We start from the raw sequence: 22546 nt of genomic DNA, 5'->3' as shown, positions 1-22546 counted from the left end.
GTAGATCGAGGTGGCTGTTTCGGCGGGCAGGTCGGCGATCAGGGTGGCCATGCCCTCGCCCTGCGGCACCAACTGCACGGACCGTTCCGCCCGCCGCAACCGCGTCGGGTCTTTGCCCGCCAACCACTGCGACAACCGCTCATCGGCGAGGCGGACGAGGTCATCGGACAGGCATCCGGTGACGTCGGCGGTCTTGGAGGCCTTGTACCCGTCCACTACCCCGGCCCGCATTGCGGCCAGGGTGTGCGGCAGTCGGGTCGTCAACGCCACCGCCAACGACACCATCCGCTCCGCCGCACGCGGAGTGATCGACAACGCCAACGCGACCTCCTGAGCGACATCCCGAGCAATCTCCGGTGACGATGACACCAGCTCGGCGATGTCACACAGTTGCCGCGCCTCCAATGTGGACCGTGTCCGCTCCATCGACTGCAACCGCGCGACGAGGACCGATCTTCGCCGGGACAGTCCCGGCACCACCACGTTTCCCCCTGAACTGGTCACCCCACAATTGTATGGAGGGGGTCCGACAAAACCGGCGCAGCGGTCCCGTTCCCTGGGTAATTGTCGCTACCGGCCACCTCGAAAGGGTGATGCGTGGAGCGACAATTGCGCAGGGCACGCCGAAGGCGAGCCCGAAACCCCACCACGTGTCCCCCGAAAACGCGCACAAACCGCAAACACCCGCGCACAAACCGCAAACACTCGCGCACAAACCGCAAACAAACGCGCACAAACCGCAAACACCCGCCCCGGAAGTGCAAATACACCTCAGGACCAGCGCAGCACCACGAGCTGAATCGTCAGTGCGAGCCGCACCTGCGGGTCGTCCAGGTCCAACTCAACCAAATCCAGCAGCTTGCGCATTCGGTAGCGCAAGGTGTTGGGATGGATTCGCAGTGTCTGAGCCGCTGCGCGAGGATCGCCGGGATGGCGCAGCCATTGGTAGAGCGTGTTCGCGTAGTCGGTTCCGTTGGTCTCGTCGTGGGTGCGGACCTTGTGCAGTGGGCCGAGCGTGGTGAGTCCGCTGCTGCCGGACGCCGTCGCGGCGCGGTGCAGGGCCAGTGCGGTCCAGACCTCATCGAATCCGACCACCCGCTGCGGGACGAGTCCGGCTCGCAGTAGTCCGAGTGTCTCTTCGGCTTCGGCCCGCGAGCGGGCAAGGTCGTGGATCGGTGCGGCGCTTCCCGCGGCCACCCGCAGATCGCCGTCCCCGCCCGCGGTGTCCAGTGCGGCCCGCAGTTCGGTCCATGCGCCGGGGTCGGCCGTGTCCGGTACGACGGTGTAGAGCAGTCCGCCGAGTTCCGTCGCGGAAGGACGCTTGCCGATGCCCTGTGAGATGCGCTCCAGCAGTGCCAGGCGTAGTCCTTCCGCGTCCGGGTTGCCATCGCTGCTGGTGTCGATCACCACCACGCGGTGTGGGCCTTCGGAGAGGCCCAGTTCGGCGATCGCCGCTCGCGGGCTCGCCGTGCCCTGGAGTACGGCTCTGAGCAGTTCGGCAGAGGCCCTGCGCTGCGCATCGTCGTGCGCGCGCCTGCGCAACAGGTGCAGCGCGACCACCGGGGCCGAGTCGGCGAACGCGGCGGCCCGCTCCTCGGACACCGGCCCATCGACCACCGCCCACATGGAGCCGAGCAGTTCGCCGCCCATCCGGATGGGCACGATCAGGCGTGGCAGGGTCCCGTCGCGCTGTGCCGGAACGAAGATCGTCTGCCTGCCCCGCGACAGCTCCCGGAACACTCCTCTGGAACGGAAGCGCGCGAGCACGTCGTCCGGGATCCGCCTGCCCATGATCGTCGACACACGTGCGGGGTCGGTGAGGTCCTGACGGGCCGAGTAGGCGAGAACCCGGGAGTTCGTGTCCTCGATCGTCACGGGGGCGTCCACCACGGACGCCACCGCGTCGGCAAGGCGGAACAGGTCGGCCGCTCCCGGCTCGCCACCGTTCTCCAGCGTTTCCGATTCGTCCGAGATCGCGTCCAGGACGGTCCGCAGCAGCCACACCAGCTGCGCCCAGGATGCGGCGGCCCGCACCTCGATCAGACCGATTCCCGCGGTCCTCGCCGCTCGTCGGACCGCGGGCCGCTCGGCAAGCGGTGGCTTGACCAGCACTGCGGCAGCACCGTTGTCCGCGCTGTGCCGAATGAGCGCCGTGGCCTCCCTGGTCTCATTCATCGCCACCGCGAGAACCAGGTCGCCCGCGGAGAACTGGCCGGGTGCCCCCGGCTCCGCGATCACGACGTCCGCGACGACAGGGCAACTGTCCGGCAGGTGCACCACGTGCAGCAGGGTCGGACCGACCCGGTCGACCACCGCGCGTACGGAGCCCATGCGGTCACACGTCCGGGGTGCGGGCGTCGATCTCGTCCGGGGTGAACTGCTCCCGCTTCGTCGTCAGTGCCCATCGGTGGCCGTGGGGATCCACCACCCTGCCGTAGCGTTCGCCGAAGAACATCTCGGACACCGGTGCTTCCACTGTCGCTCCGGCGAACACCGCCCGCCGGAGCAGATCGTCCGGGTCCGCCGTCTCGAGTACCAGCAGCATCGGCGTCCCGCCCAGCGTCGTCGGGGCCAGCGCGCCTAGTCGCGGGATCTCCTCGCTCACCAACAGGCGTGCCTCGCCGATCGCGAGTTCGACAAACAGCACCGTGCCATCGGGCAGCAGGTTGCGGAACAGTTCGGCGGCGCCGAACGCGGTGCGGTAGAAGGTCAGCGCGGAGTCCACGTCCTTCACGAAAACGTGCGGTACGAGGCCGAGTGCGCGGCTGGGCCGGTGCCGGTCGCTCATGAGGCGTCGGCCCTCCGGAGATCGCCCAGCAGCCCGGCGTCGACTGCTGCGGAGGTGAGCCGCTCGAGCAGTCTCGCCTCGCGCTGAGCCATCTCCCAGCCCAGCCGAGTGAGCCGGTAGTACCTGCGGCGGGCGTCGTGTGGCTCGCCCTCGTGGCTCTCCCGCGTCTCCTCGACGAGTCCGTCCGCCACGAGCCGGGCGAGTGTGCGGTACAGGGTGCCCGGTCCCAATTGGACGGAGCCGTCGGTGACCTCACCGATGAACCCCATGATGCCGTAGCCGTGTGTCCTGCCGCGTGCGAGCGCGAGCAGCACCTGGAACGCTGCCGGGGTCAGCGGTGGAGGATTGCCGTCCGCCATGACGGGAGCATACACTCCGACTTCGTTGTATCCATGATGGATATATGCGAACGGGAGGGAGTGGCCATGCCGATCCGTGGCGTCAGCAAAGTGGTGATCGGAGTGCGGGACCAGGAGCGGGCGCGGCGGTTCTGGGCGGAGACCATCGGCTTCGCGGTTACCACCGACATGCCCTACGGCGACTCGGACCGCTGGGTCGAACTGACCTCGGCCGACGGTCGGACGGTGCTGGTGCTGAGCCCGGACCCCGATGACCAGATGCGTTTTCCGGTGCGCGACGGAGTCCCCACCGCCAACTTCTTCTTCTACGCCGACGACGTGGTCGCCACCCACGCCGAACTGTCCGCAAAGGGTGTCGAGTTCCCCTCGACTCCGACACATCAGCCGTGGGGATGGTGGGCGATGTTCGCCGACACGGAGGGCAACCACTTCGCGCTGCAACAACGGGACCAGCAACCCACCGGGTGATCAGTCCGAAAGGGCCTCCGCGATCCAGTCCGCCACCGGAAGGCCGCGTTCGAGGCATTCGGTGGACAGTCGCGCTGTCCATCGCAGCGCCTGCAGCACGAGACTGTCCACCTCTTTCGGCGCGGCATTGGCCAGTGCGATCTCCACCTGCTCCTGCGCGGCCTCGGTGTTGCCGTGCACCTCGGCCAGCAACGTGCGGACCGCGGTCCGCACGGGCGGATCGGCCTGGTCGATCGAGACCTCCTCGCCTGCCTCGTCGAACACCTGGACCTTCACCGGCGCGTTGCCGCCGTCGCCGAGGGTGGAGACCATCGCACTGCACTCGCTGAACAGGAGCAGCATCAACGCGAGCGTCTGATCGGCGCCGTCGGCCTGTGGGGTGGCCGTGGGCGCCACCTGGTCCAGCGCTTCCTCGTCCTGGCCTAGATGTATGGCGACGAGGGCGCGCTGCGCCTTCTCGACGAGCTCGGGCTCGTCCTCGTTCCTGGGGTGCTGCACGTGCCTATCAAACACCAGGGCGCCGCGAAGTGTGTTGTGACGGAGGGTCCAGCGGAATCCTTGGCGTGGTCACCGTGCGGCGTGCAGTGCACCCAGCGCGAGGTGGCCGAGCAGTTCGGCGAGTTCCTTGTCAGGCAGGTAGCGGTTGTGCGGCGTCGAATTGATCAAACCGAACACGGCGTGTGCGGACGAACGGGCGTGGCTCTCGCCCACCTGGGGGACAGCGGCGCGAATCGCGGTTACCCACACCTCCACATAGCGCCGCTGCAGTGCCCGTACCTGTCGGCGATCCGCGTCGGTCAGGTTGGCGAGATTGCGTTCCTGCACGGTGATGAGTGCGGGGTGCTGGAGCGCGAAGTCGACGTGGAACCGGACCAGTTCGGCCAGTACCTCCTGTGGGTCGGTTGCCGCCTCGGCCAGTTCCGTGCCTCCGTCGAGCAGGAACTGGCTGATCGAACTCAGCATCTCGCCGAGCATCGCGTCCTTGCTGCGGAAGTGCCGGTAGAGCGCGGGGCCGGAGATCCCCACCGCCGCGCCGATGTCGTCGATCCCGACCCCGTGGAAGCCGTGCCGGGCGAACAGCTCGGCGGCAGCGGCCAGAATCTGCTCACGACGGCTGGCCTTCTCGCCGTTCACCAGCGGAGTGGGAGTGGAGGGCATCCCCGCAGTCTAGTCGGCCGAGTTAGCGAGCACTAACCGTTCGTGCTTCTGTGCGGCGCGTCTTACTCCGCACGATGTGGCCGACCCCGTCGGCCACATCGTGCACAACCCTCTCGTGCGACTTCTCGCGTAATCCATGCGGGTTGCCTCTCGTGTGAGTTCTTCGTGAGTGAGCAGGGCACCTGGTATGCCTTTTCGTGGTCAATGACTGACGAAAGGATCGGAAACGTGTCTTTCGCGAAGAAGACCGCCCTCCCTGCAACCCGATTCCTGACTTTCTTCTTGCTCACCGCACTGGCGATGCTGGGGTTGACGATCCCGGCGAGTGCGGCCGGGCCGAACTACGTCGCGCTCGGCGACTCCTACTCCTCCGGGGTCGGTGCCGGTGACTACGGCAGTTCGGGCGACTGCAGACGCAGCGCCAACTCCTATCCCCAGCTCTGGGCGAACTCGCACGGCGTGTCCAGCTTCAGTTTCGTCGCCTGTTCCGGTGCCCGGACGGGTGACGTACTGAGCAAGCAGGTCAGCGCGCTGAGCGCCAGCACGACCGTGGCGACGATCTCGGTCGGCGGAAACGACGCGGGCTTCGCCGACGTGATGACCGACTGCACCCTCGGGTCGGACCAGTCCTGCGTCGACCGAGTGGAGGTCGCCAAGGACTACGCGCGCAACACCCTGCCCGGACTGCTGGACAACGTCTACTCGGAGATGCGCGACCGCGCTCCAAACGCTGAGATCATCGTCCTGGGATACCCGAAGTTCTACAAGCTGAACGGTTCCTGCTCCGTGGGCCTGAGTGAGACCAAGCGTGCCGCGATCAACTCGGGATCCGACACGCTCGCCGAGGTCACCGCCAAGCGTGCCGCCGATGCCGGGCTCACCTTCGTCGACATGCGGGGGCCGTTCACCGGGCACGAGATCTGCTCGGGTGATCGCTGGCTGCACAGTCTTGTCTGGCCGATCATCGAGTCTTATCACCCCACCAAGGAGGGGCAGGCGCTTGGTTACCTGCCCGCCCTGAACGCCGTCACCGACTGACGTCCGTCCCCTCGTCCGGCCCTGGACAGTTAGGTTAGCGGTCGATAACCTCCCATGGAGAGTTAACGCCTGCTAACCTAGCTGTTCATGCATGTTCCATGCTGTGCCGACGACGAGGGAGGCCGTGGGTTGTCACCCGGAGCCACGTCCGATATCCCGGTGCTCACCAGTACCGCGGACCCACGGGACGAGACTTACACGCGAAGCGCCATCGCGCACGCTGAACTGGTCGAGGACCTGCGTAAACGACTGTCGGTCGCCCGGCAGGGCGGTTCGGAGAAGGCGCGCATCCGCCACGTGGAACGCGGGAAGCTGCTGCCCCGGGACCGCGTCGACGCGTTGCTCGACCCCGGTTCGCCGTTTCTCGAACTCTCCCCGCTCGCCGCGAACGGCCTGTACGACGACGAGGCGCCCTCGGCGGGGATCATCACCGGCATCGGCAGGGTGTCCGGGCGCGAGTGTGTCGTCGTCGCCAACGACGCAACGGTGAAGGGCGGGACGTACTACCCGCTCACCGTGAAGAAGCACCTCCGTGCGCAGGAGGTGGCGCTGCACAACAACCTGCCGTGCATCTACCTGGTGGACTCCGGTGGCGCTTTTCTGCCGCGACAGGACGAGGTCTTTCCCGACCGCGAGCACTTCGGGCGGATCTTCTACAACCAGGCCACCATGTCCGCACGCGGGATCCCGCAGATCGCCGCCGTGCTCGGCTCCTGCACCGCGGGCGGCGCCTACGTCCCCGCGATGAGCGACGAAGCCGTGATCGTGCGGAACCAGGGCACGATCTTTCTTGGCGGCCCACCGCTGGTGAAGGCCGCGACCGGCGAGGTGGTGACCGCGGAGGAGCTCGGCGGCGGCGATGTCCACGCCCGCTCGTCCGGCGTCACCGACCATCTCGCCACCGACGACGCGCACGCGTTGCGCATCGTCCGCTCCATCGTCGCGACACTCGGACCGCGCGCGCCCCGTCCCTGGGACGTGCTGCCGACCGAGCAGCCCGCGGTCGACCCGGAGCAGCTCTACGGGGTCGTACCCACCGACTCGCGGACGCCGTACGACGTGCGCGAGGTGATCGCGCGGATCACGGACGGCAGCAGGTTCGCGGAGTTCAAGAAGGAGTACGGCGCCACCCTGGTCACCGGGTTCGCCAGGATCCACGGTCACCCCGTCGGGATCATCGCCAACAACGGGGTGCTGTTCGCCGAGTCGGCGATGAAGGGCGCGCACTTCATCGAACTGTGCGACAAGCGCTCGATTCCGCTGCTCTTCCTGCAGAACATCAGCGGCTTCATGGTCGGCAGGGACTACGAGGCGGGCGGTATCGCCAAGCACGGAGCCAAGATGGTGACCGCTGTTGCCTGTGCCCGGGTACCCAAACTGACCGTCATCATCGGTGGTTCGTTCGGCGCGGGCAACTACTCGATGTGCGGCAGGGCGTACTCGCCCCGGTTCCTCTGGATGTGGCCCAACGCGCGGATCTCGGTGATGGGCGGGGAACAGGCGGCGTCGGTGCTCTCCACGGTGCGCCGCGACTCGATCGAGGCTCGGGGCGAGGAATGGTCCGCCGAGGCGGAGGAGTCCTTCAAGGACCCGATCCGGGAGCAGTACGAGCAGCAGGGCAGTCCCTACTACTCGACGGCCCGACTCTGGGACGACGGCGTGATCGACCCGGCGGACACCCGCACCGTGGTCGGCCTCGCACTCTCGGCGGCGGCCAACGCGCCGCTGGACCCGGTCTCCTACGGCGTCTTCAGGATGTGACATGAGCGACCAGATGTTCGACACCGTCCTTGTCGCCAATCGCGGCGAGATCGCCGTGCGGGTCATCCGCACCCTGCGCGGTATGGGAATTCGCTCCGTCGCGGTGTACAGCGACGCGGACGTCGACGCTGCACACGTGCACGAGGCCGACACAGCTGTCCACATCGGACCTGCGGACGCCACGCACAGCTATCTGTCGATTCCCGCGATCCTGGACGCCGTGCGGCGGACCGGGGCGCAGGCGGTACATCCCGGGTACGGCTTCCTCTCGGAGAACGTCGAGTTCGCCAGGGCATGCGCGGCGGCCGGAGTCGCGTTCATCGGGCCGCCGGCCGGGGCCATCGACGCCATGGGCGACAAGATCCGCGCCAAGGCCACCGTGTCCTCGGCGGGCGTTCCCGTCGTTCCCGGCACCTCTGGTGGCGGCCTCGCCGACGCCGACATCGCCGAGGCCGCCGCCGAGGTCGGCTACCCGGTGCTGCTCAAGCCGTCGGCGGGCGGTGGCGGCAAGGGGATGCGGCTGGTCGAGTCGCCCGAAGGACTGGCCGACGCCGTGGAGTCCGCACGCAGGGAGGCCAGGGCGGCCTTCGGTGACGACACCCTGCTGCTGGAACGCTTCGTCACGACCCCCAGGCACATCGAGATCCAGGTGCTCGCCGACGCACACGGCCACGTGATCCATCTCGGTGAGCGCGAGTGCAGCCTCCAGCGGCGGCACCAGAAGATCATCGAGGAGGCCCCCTCGGTGCTGCTCGACGAGCAGACCAGGGCCAGGATGGGTTCCGCCGCGGTGGAAGCCGCCCGCGCGGTCGGCTATGTCGGCGCGGGAACGGTCGAGTTCATCGTGTCGTCGAAGGACCCCGGCGAGTTCTTCTTCATGGAGATGAACACCAGGCTGCAGGTCGAGCACCCGGTGACCGAGTTGGTGACCGGGCTCGATCTGGTCGAATGGCAGGTCAGGATCGCCGCAGGAGAGCCGCTGACGTTGCCGCAGGAGGATGTGCGCCTCGAAGGGCACGCCATCGAGGCGCGGGTCTACGCCGAGGAACCGTCCAGGGGGTTCGTGCCCACCGGCGGAACCGTCCTCGCGGTCACCGAGCCGGAAGGTCCCGGCGTCCGGGTGGATTCCTGGATGCGCCGCGGCGCCGTCATCGGCTCGCACTACGATCCGATGTTGGCGAAGGTCATCGCGTGGGGGCCGGACCGGGTGGCGGCCCTGCACCGGCTGGACCGGGCACTCGCGGACACCGCGGTTCTCGGTGTCACCAGCAACGTCGCGTTCCTGCGTGCGCTGCTGGCCGACGAGGAAGTCCGGGCGGGGCGCCTGGACACCGAACTCGTCGACCGCAGGCTGGCCTCGCTGACCGAGAGCACGGTGCCCACGGACTTCTTCGTCGCCGCCGCGCTCGACCGGCTGCTCGGACTGCAACCGGCCGGTCCTGTCGTGGACCCGTGGGACGTGCCGGACGGCTGGCGCCTCGGTGCGCGGGGCGGCGTGACGTTCCGGCTGCGGGCCGGGGGTGCCGAGTCCGTCGTGCGGGTCGAAGGCACGCCCGCTGACGCCGTGGTGAGCGTCGACGGCGCCGAACCCGAGGCAGTCTCCGCACGGCGCGTCGACGGTGAGCCGGGCGGGGTCGAACTGCGCTATGGCGGCGAGCTGCTGCGTTACCGGCGTGCCGAGGCTCCGGACGGTGACGTGTGGCTCGCGCGTGCCGGGCGTTGTCTTGCCGTCGGCGAGCGCCCGAATCTGCTGGCGACGCACGCCGACTCGGCCGAGGCCGGGCCGGTGACCAGTCCCATGCCGGGCACCGTGCTGGTGGTCAAGGCGGCCGAAGGTGACGTGGTCGCCGCAGGTACGCCGTTGCTGGTGGTCGAGGCGATGAAGATGGAGCACACCATCACGGCCCCGGTCGCCGGCGTTGTCAGTGAACTCCGTGTCCAGACAGGCCAACAGGTCGCGCTGGACGAACCGCTTGCCGTGGTAACCCCCGAGGAGCAAACCGAATGATCGACTTCCGACTGGATGACGAGTACGACGCGCTGCGCAAGACCGTCCAGGACTTCGCGCAGAACGAGGTGGCCCCGGTCATCGGCGGCTTCTACGAGCGCGAGGAGTTCCCCTACGCCCTGGTGGCGAAGATGGGCGAGATGGGGCTGTTCGGCCTGCCGTTCGCCGAGGAGTTCGGCGGGATGGGCGGCGACTACTTCGCGCTCTGCCTCGCGCTGGAGGAACTCGCCAGGGTGGACTCGTCCGTCGCGATCACCCTGGAGGCAGGGGTCTCGCTCGGCGCCATGCCGATCTACCGGTTCGGGACCGAGGAGCAGAAGCGCCGGTGGCTGCCCGCGCTGTGCTCCGGCGAGGCGCTCGGGGCGTTCGGCCTGACCGAGCCGGGTGGCGGTTCGGACGCGGGTGCCACCCGCACGACCGCGAAGCTGGTGGACGGTGAGTGGGTGATCAACGGCAGCAAGTCCTTCATCACGAACTCCGGCACCGACATCACCCGGCTCGTCACCGTCACCGCGGTCACCGGCCAGAAGCCGGATGGCCGCAAAGAGATCTCCGCGATCATCCTCCCGTCCGGCACCGACGGTTTCGCGGTCGCGCCGAAGTACTCGAAGGTCGGCTGGAACGCCTCCGACACGCACGAGCTGTCGTTCTCCGACTGCAGGGTTCCCGAGGAGAACCTGCTCGGGGAACGCGGTCGTGGGTACGCCCAGTTCCTGTCCATTCTGGACGAGGGCAGGGTTGCCATCGCCGCGCTGAGTGTCGGTCTCGCGCAGGGGTGTGTGGACGAATGCCTGCGGTACGTCGGCGAGCGAGAGGCCTTCGGTCACAAGATCGGGGCCTACCAGGCGATCCAGTTCAAGATCGCCGACATGGAGATGCGTACGCACACGGCCCGGCTGGCTTACTACGCCGCCGCCTCGAAGATGCTGCGAGGTGAGCCGTTCAAGAAGGAGGCGGCGATCGCGAAGCTCACGGCGTCCAACGCGGCGATGGACAACTCCCGTGAGGCCACTCAGATCTTCGGCGGCTACGGGTTCATGAACGAGTTCCCGGTGGGTCGCTTCTACCGTGACGCGAAGATCCTGGAGATCGGCGAGGGCACCAGCGAGGTCCAGCGCATGCTGATCGCACGGGAACTCGGTCTCCGGTGACGGCAGCCCGTTCGCGCTCGTGCTTCACCGGGTGGCGGCCACGATCTGCGTCACGCCCGCGTACTTCTCGGTGATCTCGGAGAAGCCGAGTGCGCGCAGTTTCGCCGTGATCTCACCGCGGTCGAACATGCGCTGCCCGCTGGCGGCGCCGAGCGCGGTCTCCGCGAGCCGCGCCGGTTGCCACCCGCGACGTGCGCTGGTGAGCAGCGCAAGCCGCCCTCCGGGGGTGATCGTCGCGGCGAACGATTCGAGCGCGGCGTCGGGATCGGCGAACATGTGCAGGGCGGCGAAGCAGCAGAGCGCGTCCACACTGGCCGGCGGGAAGGGCAGCGAGACGGCATCGGCGCGCAGGTAGGCGACGGTGTCCGGCTGCGACTCGGCGGCCACCGCCTTGGCGAGCATCTGGCGGGCTCCGTCCAGGCCGATGGCCAGCCCGCCCGGTGCCACGGCGCGGCCGAACGCCCTGGTGAACCGTCCTGTCCCGCACGCGACGTCGAGCACCGTGTGGCCGGGCCGCAGGCGCAGCAGGTCCATCGTCATGCTGAGTTCGCCGTCCATGCTCGGCCCGAATGGCCCCTTGGCGATCCTGCCCAGCGCCGGCCGCCAGTACCGCTCGTAGATCATCGGCACCGCGGTCGTGCGCATGAGCCGTTGCGCCAGTCCGGTGGGCGGCCCGGCCTGGTCCGCGCCGCCGAGCAGGTCCACCACCGGGTCGTCGTGGCCGTCCGGACCCGAGGGCGGTTCGGTGAGCAGTTCCAGAAGCCGGGACCGTGCCTGTGCGTTGATCGCCACCGTGTACTCCCCACAACATCCACTTCGCCGAGCCTGTCGCAAATGACACGCTATCGCCTTCGCGGCTTGCGTGGTTTCGCCGACCGTGCCCGATCGTCCTTGACGAGTGTGGCGGGCAGCCGAGGCCAGTGCAGACTGCGTTCCCGCACCAGCCGACGCGCGATTTCCGACCAGGCGCGGGCGGGAACCGAGCGGACCGGAAGGGACGGGTCGACGTCGCAGGCCGACAAGGCGCCGCGGGTGAGCCGTCCGCCGATCGTGCCCGCGAGGGCTTTGTGCGCAGTGGCGTTCCCCGCGGCGTAGGCGATGTCGAGCAGCGTCCACAGTGCGGTCTCGACTCGCGGAGTCATCCCGGGAACACGGCGAACGGACAGGTGGGCGGAATCCACAGCAGGCTCCGGCCGGAACGAGGCGGCCGGGACGCGGGTGACGAGCTCCAGTTCGAAACGTGCGGCCCACCACGCCACCTCACGATCGCGGGGAGCCGCTGCCGTGACTCGCCTGGCGAAGCCCCATTCGACGACGAGCGCACCCCGGCGCAGACTTGTCCACTGTGGTGTCAGCAGGCGCCGCAACAGGGTTGTCGAGATGCCGTAGGGAATGCTCGACACCACGGAGAAGCCGCGTCGGGGCAGCGAGATGGTACGGGCGTCGGCGGGGACGACCCGCACGTTGTCGTGGCAGGAGAGCCGCCGTCGCAATTGCCGCACGAACTCGGGATCGCGCTCGATCGCGATCACGGTGGCGCCGGTTCTGGCAAGCCGGGCCGTGACGGCTCCTTTGCCCGCGCCGAAATCCAGCACCACTTCGCCGGGACCCACGGAGCACTCCCGGATCAGGCGGTCGACGACTGAAGTGGCGGTGAGGAAGTGAACGCCGGAAGGATTGGGCTGAGAACGGACGTTACGCGCATGGCTGTGCCCGGGTCTGGGCATGGGTGATCTCCACGTCATGTACGAGGTGAGCGCGCGAAAACGCGCGCCAGGACGTCATGACGCAGCGACCATGGCCACCAACAGAATGGGATGTGCCGTTACCGGGAACGGGCCACGGCCAAAGCGGACGAGCACACGCTTCGCGTGCGCGTCGGACTGTCCCTCATGGATGAAGGGCGACGCCGCTTACCACCCTCGCCGGGACGAGGGCTCGTTTCAGTGTGGTTCCGTGGTCGCTGCGCTCAGGCGGAGCGCAAACGCGCGAACACGGCGCAGAAGGCGTACATGGATCCCATGCCTCGGAACGTAGCACTGTCCGCAAGTCAATTTCTCCTCGGATGTTCACGACTGGACCGTTCGATCCCGTATGGGGAGCGAACGGTCCAGTCGTGCCAAGAACCCGGTGAAACGTCTGGCCAGTCCTCATAGCGTCGAAGTTGCCGCCGCTCCGGCGACCAACGACCCGAAGCAGTGCCCACGACTGAGGGGGAGCAGGTATGTCTCCGACACCGGCACCGATCACGACCCTGTGCACGCCCGACATCACCGATCTGCACGTCGGTGGCCCACTCGACCTGGCCGCGGTACCGGCTTGTGCCCGGGAGTTCATCCCGACGTCCAGACCCGAGGCGCGGGCCGCGCGAGCGGTCCTGCCGATGGCGTTCGCGGTCGAGGGTGACTGGCAGACGGCGGGGGTGCTGGTGCGCCCGCTCGCGAAACGAACCGTCCGGATCCAGACCGAGGCGCCACCCACGGTCACGGCCGCGGCGACAGCGCAGGCTCGCAGGATCCTTTCGCTCGACACCGATGCCCGAGGTTTCACCGCGATCGGCCGAGCCGATCCAGTGGTCGGGCAGTTGCAGTCCTGGTTCAGGGGAGTGCGTCCCGTGCTGTTCCATTCGCCCTATGAAGCCGCCTGCTGGGCGGTCATCGGCAACCGAATAGGGAGCAGGCAGGCCACCTCGATCATGCGGAACATGGCAGAGGAACACGGCAGGAGGATCGTCGTCGGTGACACGGTCCTCTCGTCCTTCCCCGCTCCGGCGGAACTGCACGCCCGTAGTGGTTCGCTCCGGCTGCCGGAACGAAAGATCGCGCGACTGCGGGCGGTCGCGGAGATCGCGCACGACGGCGAGCTCACCGCCTCGGCGTTGCGGGCGATGGAACCAGAGGCCGGGATGCGGTTCCTGCGGCGGCTTCCCGGGATCGGGCCGTTCTCGGCGGAACTCGTACTCGTCAGAGGCGCTGGTCATCCGGATGTCTTTCCCCGGGGCGAGCTCGGGGTACTCGAGGAAATGGCTCTTGCCTACGGCGCGGATCCCGATGACGTCTCGTCACTGGAGCGGATCGCCGAGGCCTGGCACCCGTTTCGCAGCTGGGTGGCCCTGCTGTTCCGGTTGTCGAGGGAGCAGCGTGCCCCCGGCGAGCGAGCGGGGCCGCGTGCGTCCAGGAGCGAGGCGCGGGGCTCACGCGGACCGCAGGAGGCGTTGTGGTGAGCTGTCCGGGTGGAATTGAGCGAAGGGATCGGGTTCTGGCGGATCTTCGAGACCCAGCCGCCCCCTCCGGAAGCGGTGGTCCTGATCACCGGGGCGGCGGCGCTCGTGCTGGTCCTGTCCGGGACTCCGTGGCGGCTCGCGCGCAACATCGTCACCATCGTGCACGAGGCAGGGCACGCGCTCGTCGCGGTCCTGGTCGGACGGCGGCTACGCGGCATTCAGCTGCACTCCGACACCTCGGGGGTCACCGTCTCGCGAGGGAAGCCGAGTGGGCCGGGGATGGTGCTCACGACCCTCGCCGGATATCCGGCTCCGGCGCTGCTCGGACTGGCATTCGCGGGACTTCTTTCCGGTGACCGGATGGCCGCTGTGCTCGCCATCGTCGCGGTGCTCCTGCTGGGCGTGCTCGTGATGGTGCGCAACGCGTACGGAGTCTTCGCGGTGGTGGCCTCGGCGGGGGTGCTCGCTGCGGTCGCTCTACTTGCGCCGTCGGAGATCCAGGCCGCGTTCGTCTACCTGATGACCTGGTTCCTGGTGCTCGGCGGCCTGCGGCCGGTGTTCGAACTGCAGCGCAAACGGCGCAGAGGAGCGGCGCGGGACTCCGACGCCGACCAGTTGGCCCGGCTCACCGGCCTGCCCGCGTTGCTCTGGGTGCTGGTGCTCGCGGTGATCGCCCTGACCTGTCTCGTGCTCGGTGGCGCACTGCTGCTCGAACCCGCTCTCCGCTGAGGTTCGGGCTGTGCGGCACACTGGTGCCCCGGAGGGTTGTTCACAAGTGAGTTGGCGGGGCCCGCCCGGACAGGTCCCGCTGTGGCAGGCTTTTTGTGCCGCAGTAGGGGCGGGTCGCGACGGCTCACTGCAGGTGAGGATCGTGATCAACCATCGGTTCCAGGGTGAATAACCCGACTTGTGAATAAGACATCTGGTGACAGACCCGGCAGCAGGCACGAAAGGCACAGCGGTGACAGACGAGGTGGCCAAAACGGTCGAAGAGTGCGCGCGTGCGGCGAAGCAGGCGGCGCCATCTCTCGCCACGGCGAGCAACGAGGCCATCGACACCGCACTCGGCGCGATGGCCGACCGGTTGCTGACGTCCAAGGACTCGGTGCTCGAGGCCAATCACGCGGACCTGGAGAAGGCGCGCGCGGACGGGATGAGCGCGGGACTGCTGGATCGCCTCACCATCACCGAGGACCGGCTCACCGGCATGGCCGAGCAACTTCGTCTGCTGGCCGCCGCGCCGCACCAGGAGCGCAGTGTGCCGATCTCCTCGTTGGACGACGGTCTTCGACTTGTGGAGCGCAGGCGCCCTGTCGGTGTGATCGGCGCGAACTACGAGGCCAGGCCGAACGTCACGGTCGACGTCGCCTCACAGCTGGTCAAATCCCGCAACGGAGGAGTGCTGCGTACGGGTTCGGCGGCGCTCGGTTCGGCGCAGCGGCTTCTCGACGAGGTGATCGCCCCGGCGCTGAGCGCGGCCGGAATCGCCCCCGAGGTCATCCAGCTGGTTCCGCGGGCCGAGCGCGAGGCCGCTGCGGCGCTGGTCAGCCTGCCCGGCCTGGTCCCGCTGGTGATCCTCCGCGGAAGCGGGGAGAGCACCCGGTCACTGGCCACCGAGGCCGCGACGCACGGTGTGCGCACGCTGGCACACGCCGATGGCGGCGGAGTGCTCTACGTGGACGAGGCGGCGGACGCGGAAACGGTGCGTGCGCTGGTCGCGGGCAGTCTGGACCGGCTCGGGGTCTGCAACCGGCTGAACCTGCTGCTGATCCACACCGCGGTGTACGACCAGCTGTGGCCGACGATCTCCGGCGCACTCGACGAGCGCTCGGTGCGTCCCTCCCTGCCGCCGCACGAGCACGCCATCGGCTACGAGTGGGCTCTGGACTCCGAACACGAGGCGACCGTGACCGTGGCCAGGGTCGCCGACCTCACCGAGGCCGTCACCATCGCCAACGAGCAGACGTCAGGTCTCGCGGCGGGAATCGCCACCGAGGACGCGGCGACGGCCGAAACCTTCTTCGACGCCTACCAGGGCACCGGCGTGTTCTGGAACGCGCCGACCCGCCTGCTCGACGGGTTCAAGCTGCTCGGCGTCCCGGAGACGGGGATCAACCTGGACCGCGTCCCCGGCCCGCGCGGCCCGGTCACCTACACCGACCTCTACGTCCGCCAGTACGCGGTGCTGCCCGCCGAGCGTTGAACTGGGCGCGGGGCAGCAGTTCGTACTCCGTCAGCGGCGCTTTCGACGGCCCTTGGTGCGAGGCGCTGACTCGCCGTCTTCCGCCTCGGCATCACTCTTCTCGTCCCGAACCTCCGGCTCCGGCTTCGCCTTTGGTGGTTCCGACGTCGTCGGGGTGAGACCGAGCAGTTCCGCCGCCAACTGCTGCCCGCTCTCGAACAACCCACTGGAGTCAGGCTGCTGCTTCGCCCTGCGCAGGGCCGAAGGCCGCAGTCGGTGGTAGCCACGGACCGACACCGGTCGCCGGGTGCGCAGTTCGTAGCCGGGTTCGTCGGCGAGCGCGTTCGCCATCTCCTTGTCCACCAGGATCGTGTCCGGCCGGGCCAGTGACGTCAGCCGGGCGGCGAGGTTCACCACCGAGCCGTAGACGTCCCCGAAGCGGTTCAGCACCCGGCCGCTGGCCAGCCCGGCCCGCACGGCAGGCAGGCCGTCATCGGCCCGTGTGCGCTCGGTGAGGGTCAGCGCGATCTCGGCGCCGTCGTAGGGGGAGTCGGCGACGAAGAGCACCTCGTCACCGATCATCTTGACCACTCGCCCACGGTGTTCGGCGATCACCTCGCTCGCGATCGCCTCGAAGCGCTCCAGCACCTCGTTCAGCTCGGACTCGTCGATTCGCCGGGTCAGTCGCGTGTAACCGACCATGTCCACGAACCCGACGGCCTCAGTGCGGGCCTGCAGGTCCTCGTCCGGGCTGGCCAGTGCCCTGCCCGCATACGCCGCGAGATGGCGGCGCCAGACGAAGCTCTGCACCTTCTCCAGTTCGGGCAGCACCTGGTCGACCAGCCGGGCGACCTGCCGCTCGTTCTGGCCGAGCTCCTGGTTCTCGGTGATCAATGTCCACAGCAGGTGGACCTGCCACTCCGCCAACCGGGAAAGGTGCTGTCCCAGCGCTCTGGTCACCGAGGTCTCCAGCGACGGATCCACGAGGCCGGCCTGGACGAGTCCGTCGGCGATGCGCACCGCCTCGACGTCGGCGTCGGTGAACACGACCTCGTCGTCGTTCACCGTGGCGAATCCGAGAGCTCGCCAGAGCCTGCGGGTTCGCTCCTCGGGAATCCCGGTCTTGGCCGCCACCTGCAGCCGCGTGTACTTGCGCCGACCGCCGAGCAGGATTCGTTCCAGCCGTTGCTGCAGCTCACCGGTGGCGAGGGAGTCGACGGGGCGAGTTCTTCTGGCCTCACTCGCCGGCTGGCCGCGCGACCGGTGCTCCTCGGTCATCCGCGGCTCAGGTGGTGTGCACGATGAGGACATCAACCCCGGACTTGCGGGCGACCTCGGACGGCACGGACCCGAGAATGCGCCCGGCGAGCGTGTTGAGCCCGCGGTTTCCGACCACCAGCAGGTCGGCCGAACGGTCTGAGACGGTCTTGCGCAGTGCCTCGACCGGCTCGCCGACCACCGGGACGGTCTCCACGTTGCGGGCACCTGCCTTGGTCGCCCTGTCCCTGGCGCTGATCAGCGTGTCCTCGGCGGGAGCCGACCCGACGACCTGGTACGCCTCGTCGCCGAGTACGTCCTGAGCCTTCTCCACGTCGTGCTTGCTCGCCGGGTAGTAGGCGCAGACGACGACCAGCTGGGCGCCGGAGTCGGCGGCCACACTGGCCGCTCGGTCGACTGCGGCAAACGACGATTCCGAACCGTCGGTCCCTACCACCACGGTCTGATAGGCGGCCATCGAAGTCCTCCACGAAAGGTCGGCGTACTCGGCAGTAGGTCGAGCTACAGTCGGTGTTGTCCGAGGTCGGGTGAATAACCCTCTTGGTGTAGACGCAGACCATAGCGGCCCTGGCGGCCCAGCGCAGCCCTGACCTACTCGCGAGTTGGTTTCTGTACCGTCCGATTGTTTCCCCCTTTGGCCTGCCCTGCGCCGACGTCGCCCTTCGGCGTCGGTTTCGGGCCCGGCGAGGGTGCTGTCTGCACCGTGGGGTAGTCGTCCTCGGCCGAAAGTGCCTGGGCGGCCGCGCTGGTCAATGCCGTGTCGGCCTCCGCGAGCATGGCACGAGCGGCACGTACCTGCTCCGCGATCGTCGCGCGCAGGGAGCGCAGCGCCTGCACCCGTTCGGCGGCATGCGCGATCCGCCGGTTCGCCTGCTCGGTGGCTTCGCGAACCCGGCGTCGCGCCTCGTCGGACGCCTCGGCCACCCGCGCGTTCGCCTCGCTGACCGAGTTCTGCCTGCGCTGGTTCACCTCCGCGACGGACTCGCGCTGCCGCCGCTCGATGTCGGCCTTCGCCTCGGCTTCCTCTTCGGCGACCTTGGTCCTGATGGCAGCCGCCTCTTCGGTGGCTTCCCGGACCCGCCGTTCGGCCTCGGCCTTGCTGGCGGCCTCCTGCTCGGCCAGCACCCGCATCGCTTCCGTGCGACGTCCGGCCATCGCGATCTCGAAGTCTTCCTCGACCTGGACCCGGCGCTGCTCGGCTTCGGAATCCAGCCGATCGCGTTCGGCAGCGGCGTCGGAGACGATCTTCTCGGCCTCGGCGCGGGCGGTCTCCAGCACCGACCGGTGCTCGGCTTCCATCTCCTTGCGCCGCTCGGAGAGTTCGGTGAGCAGTTCCTCGTACCGCGCCCGCATCGCGCTGGCGTCGCTCTCGGCCTTGGCGCGGATGTGCCCGGCCTCGGCTTCGGCGCGCGCCCGGGTGTCGGCCGCCTCGTCCTGCGCGAGCCGCAGCATTCGCTGCAGCCGCTCGGACAGGCCCTCGAGCGTCGTCGGGGGCTGGGCCAGTCGCTCAACCTGCCCACGCAGGTCGTCGATCTCGCCGCGGGCTATCTCCAGTTGCCTGGCGAGATCGCCCGCCTGCGAGATCGCGGCATCGCGGTCCGACGTGAGCATCTTCAGGTCGGCGTCCAGCCGCTCCAAATGCTCGTCCACCTGTACCCGGTCGTAGCCGCGCTTCTCAAGATCGAAGCCGGCCCCCAGCGGTACGAGCTCCCGTTCATCGCCAAGGCTCATGGCACCCACCCTATCGGGAGGTGCTCCGAGGTGGCCGGGCAACGCCGGGCCCGCGCGCCTGTGCGTTCAGGCACCGCGACTTGAGTTGTTGCTTCCGCGGAGTATTCGCTGGCGCTCATGCACCGCGAAACACGTTGATCGCGTCGAGGTGGCGTTCGCGCAGCTCGTGGTCGCGCACACCCAGTCCTTCCTCGGGGGCGAGGCAGAGCACGCCGACCTTGCCCTGATGGGCGTTTCGGTGCACGTCCAAGGCTGCCTGACCGGTCTCGGCCAGCGGGTACGTCTTCGACAGCGTCGGGTGGATCAGCCCCTTCGCGATCAGCCGGTTGGCTTCCCAGGATTCGCGGTAGTTGGCGAAGTGCGAACCGATGATCCGCTTCAGGTTCATCCAGAGGTAGCGGTTGTCGAACTGGTGCAGGTAGCCCGAGGTGGAGGCGCAGGTGACGATCGTGCCGCCCTTGCGGGCCGCGTAGACCGAGGCGCCGAAGGTTTCCCTGCCTGGGTGCTCGAACACGATGTCCGGATCCTCGCCGCCGGTCAGCTCCCTGATCTTCGCGCCGAAGCGCTGCCACTCCTTCGGGTCCTGGGTGTTCTCGTCCTTCCAGAACCTGTAGCCCTCGGCATTGCGGTCGATCACCAGTTCCGCGCCCATCTTGCGGCAGATCTCGGCCTTCTCCGGGCTGGACACCACGCACACCGGAATGGCGCCGCCGTTGAGCGCGAACTGCGTCGCATACGAACCGAGGCCGCCGGACGCGCCCCAGATGAGCACGATGTCGCCCTGCTTCATGTCCGCGCCGTTGCGCGAAACCAGCTGCCGGTAGGCAGTGGAGTTGACCAGCCCGGGGCAGGCCGCTTCCTCCCAGGTGAGGTGCTGCGGCTTCGGCATCAGCTGGTTGGCCTTGACCAGTGCGACCTGCGCGAGCCCGCCGAAGTTGGTCTCGAAGCCCCAGATCCGCTGCTCGGTGTCGAGCATCGTGTCGTTGTGCCCGTCCGGCCCTTCGAGCTCCACGTTGAGGCAGTGGGCGACGACTTCCTGGCCAGGTTGCCAGCGGTGCACACCGGGGCCCGTGCGCAGGACCACGCCGGACAGGTCGGAGCCCACCACGTGGTAGGGCAGGTCGTGGCGCTTGGTCAGCGGTGAGATCCGGCCGTAGCGCTGCAGGAACTTGAACGTCGACAGCGGCTCGAAGATCGAGGTCCACACCGTGTTGTAGTTGATCGCCGAGGCCATGACCGCGACCAGTGCCTCACCGGGGCCGAGTTCTGGCACCGGGACGTCGTCCAGATGCAGCGACTTGCGCGGGTCCTTGTCTCTGCTGGCCAGTCCGGCGAACATCTCGGCCTCGTCGGCATGCACCGTGACGCCCTGGTAGGTCTCCGGGACCGGCAGTGCGGAGATCGCGTCCAAGTTGTCGCTGAGGACAGCCTGCGTGATCTCACTGAGCGCGTTGTGCGACATCGGGGCCTCCGGTGAAGTGGTTTCGGGCTCGCCGGATGAAACTACTGGCGGGTAACGTACCGGCACAACTGTACGAGAGCAGGCGCACGTCGGCATTTTCCGAGGTACGCGAAAGTGTGGCCGGACATCTTGACCGGCTGGCCAACCAAGGAGGAAACTTGCAGGTGGAAGCCGTGAAGTAGTTGACGGAGATCGATGGACCTTTCGGAGGTGATCAGGATGCGCGAGACTTCGGTACGTCCTTGGACGAGGCCGCACGACTGGGCCGAGGTTGTCCTCGGTGTCGTGGCGGTGTTGTCACCATTGGTGCTGGAAACGAGCACGGCGGCGATGTGGACGCTGATCGTGATGGGTGCCCTGGTCGCACTGGACGGGCTCGCTTCGCTGGCGATGCCCGGCATGGTCTACGGCGAGGCCATCCAGATCGTTCTCGGTGCCCTGCTCGTACTGTCGCCATGGGTGATCGGTTACACCGAACTGACAGGTGCGGCCTGGATGTCCTGGGTCGTCGGTGCCCTGACGATCATCGTGGGTGCCGCCGCGCTGCCCGTGGCCAACGCCGCGCACAGTCGTACGGTAGGCCAGCACTGACAGGACAATTCTCCGGGTAACGGGCCCACGACGGCGCAACCGCCGGCGTGGGCCCACGTACGCGAAAGGACCAATCGGTGGCACGAGCGCGGCCTGCCGACGGATCGGCGCGGGAGCGAATCCTCGTCGCCGCGGAGGAACTCTTCGCGGCGGGTGGGTTCGACGCGACACCGACCTCCCGCATCGCCGAGCGGGCTGACGTGCCCAAGGGGCTGGTGCACTACTACTTCCGCCGCAAGGCGGACCTGCTGACCGCTCTGGTCGAACGGCTGCCGGACGAGCGGATCGAAACCGCGAAGGTGGTCGTGCCGGGTGACATCGCGCAGAGTCTGCGCAGGCTGGTCGCCGAACTCGACCGGCGTTTGTCCTCATCGGTGATGCTCTCGCACCTGTTGTGGCGCGAGGCGGACACCCACACCGGAGTTCGCGACGCGTTGCAGGACCGGTACCAGCAGCTGGTGGCCCAGGTGCGAGCGGTGATTCTGGCCGCGGGAGTGGGCGGCCTCGCGGTCGCCGATATCGACAGCGCATCGGGTCTGCTGGCCCTGGCCGTGAGCTACCGGCATTCGGTGGCGCGGCACGCGGTGGACGAGGGGCCCGACGAGATGGAACGCGAACTCGAGTTCATCGCCAGTGCCCTCACGGCGCGTGCGAGCGAGCGCGGTGCGGGCACTGGTGACGAACTCGGCGGTGCGCTGAAACCCGGTCAGTGAGCCGAGGCCGGCTCGACGAGTTCGACCAGGACCCCGCCCGCGTCCTTGGGGTGCACGAAGTTCACCCTGCTGCCCGCGGTGCCGCGCCTTGCCTCCGGGTAGAGCAGGCGCAGGCCCTTCGCACGCAACGCCTCGGCCGCCGCGTCCACGTCGGTCACCCGGTAGGCCAGCTGCTGCAGGCCGGGCCCCTTCGTGTCGAGGAACTTGCCGATCGTGGAGTCCGGCCGCAGCGGGGCGAGCAGCTGCACGGCGGGGCCAGTCTCGTCCCCTGGCGCGTGCAACATGGCCTCCCGCACGCCCTGCTCCTCGTTGACCTCGGTGTGCGTCGCCTGCATGCCGAAGTTGTCCGCGTAGAACGCGATCGCGGTGTCGAGGTCGGCGACGGCGATGCCGACGTGGTCGATCGTGGTGACGAACGGCTTCAGCGCGTCATTCATGGGTGGGAGGATATGCGCTGATCCGCCGTCTCTGCCGTGCGTCCGCTCACAGTGAGGGTTTTTCACAAGTCGGGGAGGGGCGGTCGTGGCTGCCGACTGCGGGTGACGTCCGTGCATGGGTGTCCCGTCGGCGGTGAAGAACCCGAGTATTGGATCGGACACAGTGAGCGATTCAGCAACCGTCCCCGACCGGTATCG

Annotated in this window: 23 protein-coding genes; 10 read left to right on the top strand and 13 right to left on the bottom strand. The window is 68.3% G+C overall.

The features are described from left to right. The 4 genes from BM199_RS11300 to BM199_RS11285 all read right to left on the bottom strand — a co-directional run. Positions 1-504, bottom strand: a 504-nt coding sequence (locus tag BM199_RS11300; protein WP_143101817.1) for a DUF222 domain-containing protein, incomplete at its 3' end; no start/stop codon positions are given. A gap of 267 nt (positions 505-771) precedes the next feature. Continuing rightward, entirely contained in the window at positions 772-2331 is a 1560-nt protein-coding gene (locus BM199_RS11295) for a PucR family transcriptional regulator (RefSeq protein ID WP_091672661.1), read from the bottom strand. Positions 2332-2335: 4 nt separating this feature from the next. Then, positions 2336-2788, bottom strand: coding sequence for a VOC family protein (locus tag BM199_RS11290; RefSeq protein ID WP_091672660.1), 453 nt, complete (start codon positions 2786-2788; stop codon positions 2336-2338). Further along, on the bottom strand, positions 2785-3147 hold the full coding sequence (locus BM199_RS11285; protein ID WP_091672658.1) for a PadR family transcriptional regulator: 363 nt from the start codon (positions 3145-3147) through the stop codon (positions 2785-2787). Before BM199_RS11285 ends, BM199_RS11290 begins: the two co-directional genes overlap by 4 nt. A 66-nt stretch (positions 3148-3213) precedes the next feature. On the opposite strand from BM199_RS11285, the gene BM199_RS11280 reads away from it, so the two are divergent. Then, entirely contained in the window at positions 3214-3615 is a 402-nt protein-coding gene (locus BM199_RS11280) for a VOC family protein (protein ID WP_091672657.1), read from the top strand. Here BM199_RS11280 and BM199_RS11275 read toward each other — a convergent pair whose 3' ends face one another. Both BM199_RS11275 and BM199_RS11270 read right to left on the bottom strand, forming a co-directional pair. Next, positions 3616-4113, bottom strand: a complete 498-nt coding sequence (locus BM199_RS11275) for a hypothetical protein (protein ID WP_091672655.1) — start codon at positions 4111-4113, stop codon at positions 3616-3618. 69 nt (positions 4114-4182) lie between these two features. Continuing rightward, positions 4183-4773, bottom strand: coding sequence for an SACE_7040 family transcriptional regulator (locus tag BM199_RS11270; RefSeq protein ID WP_091672653.1), 591 nt, complete (start codon positions 4771-4773; stop codon positions 4183-4185). 300 nt (positions 4774-5073) lie between these two features. Here BM199_RS11270 and BM199_RS11265 point away from each other — a divergent pair, with 300 nt between their 5' ends. The 4 genes from BM199_RS11265 (at position 5074) to BM199_RS11250 (ending at position 10731) form a co-directional block, all read left to right on the top strand. Next, positions 5074-5811, top strand: coding sequence for an SGNH/GDSL hydrolase family protein (locus BM199_RS11265; protein WP_218160333.1), 738 nt, complete (start codon positions 5074-5076; stop codon positions 5809-5811). A gap of 87 nt (positions 5812-5898) precedes the next feature. Then, positions 5899-7572, top strand: coding sequence for a carboxyl transferase domain-containing protein (locus tag BM199_RS11260; RefSeq protein WP_245788290.1), 1674 nt, complete (start codon positions 5899-5901; stop codon positions 7570-7572). 13 nt (positions 7573-7585) lie between these two features. Further along, a complete protein-coding gene (locus tag BM199_RS11255) occupies positions 7586-9580 on the top strand; it encodes an acetyl/propionyl/methylcrotonyl-CoA carboxylase subunit alpha (protein ID WP_091672740.1) in 1995 nt (664 codons plus the stop codon). Continuing rightward, a complete protein-coding gene (locus tag BM199_RS11250) occupies positions 9577-10731 on the top strand; it encodes an acyl-CoA dehydrogenase family protein (protein ID WP_091672650.1) in 1155 nt (384 codons plus the stop codon). Before BM199_RS11255 ends, BM199_RS11250 begins: the two co-directional genes overlap by 4 nt. 24 nt (positions 10732-10755) lie before the next feature. Here BM199_RS11250 and BM199_RS11245 read toward each other — a convergent pair whose 3' ends face one another. Beyond that, positions 10756-11523 (bottom strand): class I SAM-dependent methyltransferase, encoded by a 768-nt coding sequence (locus tag BM199_RS11245; RefSeq protein WP_245788289.1) that lies wholly within the window; start codon positions 11521-11523, stop codon positions 10756-10758. 50 nt (positions 11524-11573) lie between these two features. Then, positions 11574-12458 (bottom strand): ribosomal RNA small subunit methyltransferase A, encoded by an 885-nt coding sequence (locus BM199_RS11240; RefSeq protein ID WP_091672648.1) that lies wholly within the window; start codon positions 12456-12458, stop codon positions 11574-11576. A 497-nt stretch (positions 12459-12955) separates the two neighbouring features. Between BM199_RS11240 and BM199_RS11235 the strand changes: the two genes are divergently transcribed. The 3 genes from BM199_RS11235 to BM199_RS11225 all read left to right on the top strand — a co-directional run bounded on the left by BM199_RS11235 (position 12956) and on the right by BM199_RS11225 (position 16157). Next, on the top strand, positions 12956-13954 hold the full coding sequence (locus BM199_RS11235; protein WP_091672646.1) for a DNA-3-methyladenine glycosylase family protein: 999 nt from the start codon (positions 12956-12958) through the stop codon (positions 13952-13954). A gap of 9 nt (positions 13955-13963) precedes the next feature. Further along, on the top strand, positions 13964-14683 hold the full coding sequence (locus BM199_RS11230) for a M50 family metallopeptidase (RefSeq protein ID WP_091672644.1): 720 nt from the start codon (positions 13964-13966) through the stop codon (positions 14681-14683). A gap of 196 nt (positions 14684-14879) precedes the next feature. Beyond that, entirely contained in the window at positions 14880-16157 is a 1278-nt protein-coding gene (locus BM199_RS11225; RefSeq protein ID WP_091672642.1) for an aldehyde dehydrogenase family protein, read from the top strand. Positions 16158-16187: 30 nt separating this feature from the next. On the opposite strand, the gene BM199_RS11220 is transcribed toward BM199_RS11225, so the two are convergent. The 4 genes from BM199_RS11220 to ccrA form a co-directional block, all read right to left on the bottom strand. Then, on the bottom strand, positions 16188-17414 hold the full coding sequence (locus BM199_RS11220; protein ID WP_091672640.1) for an adenylate/guanylate cyclase domain-containing protein: 1227 nt from the start codon (positions 17412-17414) through the stop codon (positions 16188-16190). A gap of 7 nt (positions 17415-17421) precedes the next feature. Beyond that, entirely contained in the window at positions 17422-17871 is a 450-nt protein-coding gene (locus BM199_RS11215) for a universal stress protein (RefSeq protein ID WP_091672639.1), read from the bottom strand. 134 nt (positions 17872-18005) lie between these two features. After that, positions 18006-19145: a coiled-coil domain-containing protein gene (locus BM199_RS11210; RefSeq protein ID WP_245788286.1), complete on the bottom strand. Its 1140-nt coding sequence runs from the start codon at positions 19143-19145 to the stop codon at positions 18006-18008. Between the two features lie 115 nt (positions 19146-19260). Then, positions 19261-20607, bottom strand: a complete 1347-nt coding sequence (gene ccrA, locus BM199_RS11205; protein WP_091672637.1) for a crotonyl-CoA carboxylase/reductase — start codon at positions 20605-20607, stop codon at positions 19261-19263. Between the two features lie 219 nt (positions 20608-20826). On the opposite strand from ccrA, the gene BM199_RS11200 reads away from it, so the two are divergent. Beyond that, entirely contained in the window at positions 20827-21198 is a 372-nt protein-coding gene (locus BM199_RS11200; RefSeq protein WP_091672737.1) for an SPW repeat protein, read from the top strand. 77 nt (positions 21199-21275) lie between these two features. Then, positions 21276-21911 carry a TetR/AcrR family transcriptional regulator gene (locus BM199_RS11195; protein ID WP_091672636.1) on the top strand — a complete coding sequence of 212 codons (636 nt, stop codon included), beginning with the start codon at positions 21276-21278 and terminating at the stop codon, positions 21909-21911. On the opposite strand, the gene mce is transcribed toward BM199_RS11195, so the two are convergent. Continuing rightward, on the bottom strand, positions 21905-22348 hold the full coding sequence (mce, locus tag BM199_RS11190; RefSeq protein ID WP_091672634.1) for a methylmalonyl-CoA epimerase: 444 nt from the start codon (positions 22346-22348) through the stop codon (positions 21905-21907). The two genes, BM199_RS11195 and mce, sit on opposite strands and share 7 nt — an antisense overlap. Positions 22349-22546 lie beyond the last annotated feature (198 nt).

The sequence above is a fragment of the Amycolatopsis marina genome (assembly GCF_900111885.1).
GTDB classification, from domain to species: domain Bacteria; phylum Actinomycetota; class Actinomycetes; order Mycobacteriales; family Pseudonocardiaceae; genus Amycolatopsis; species Amycolatopsis marina.
This window is presented reverse-complemented; position numbering and strand designations above follow the sequence as displayed.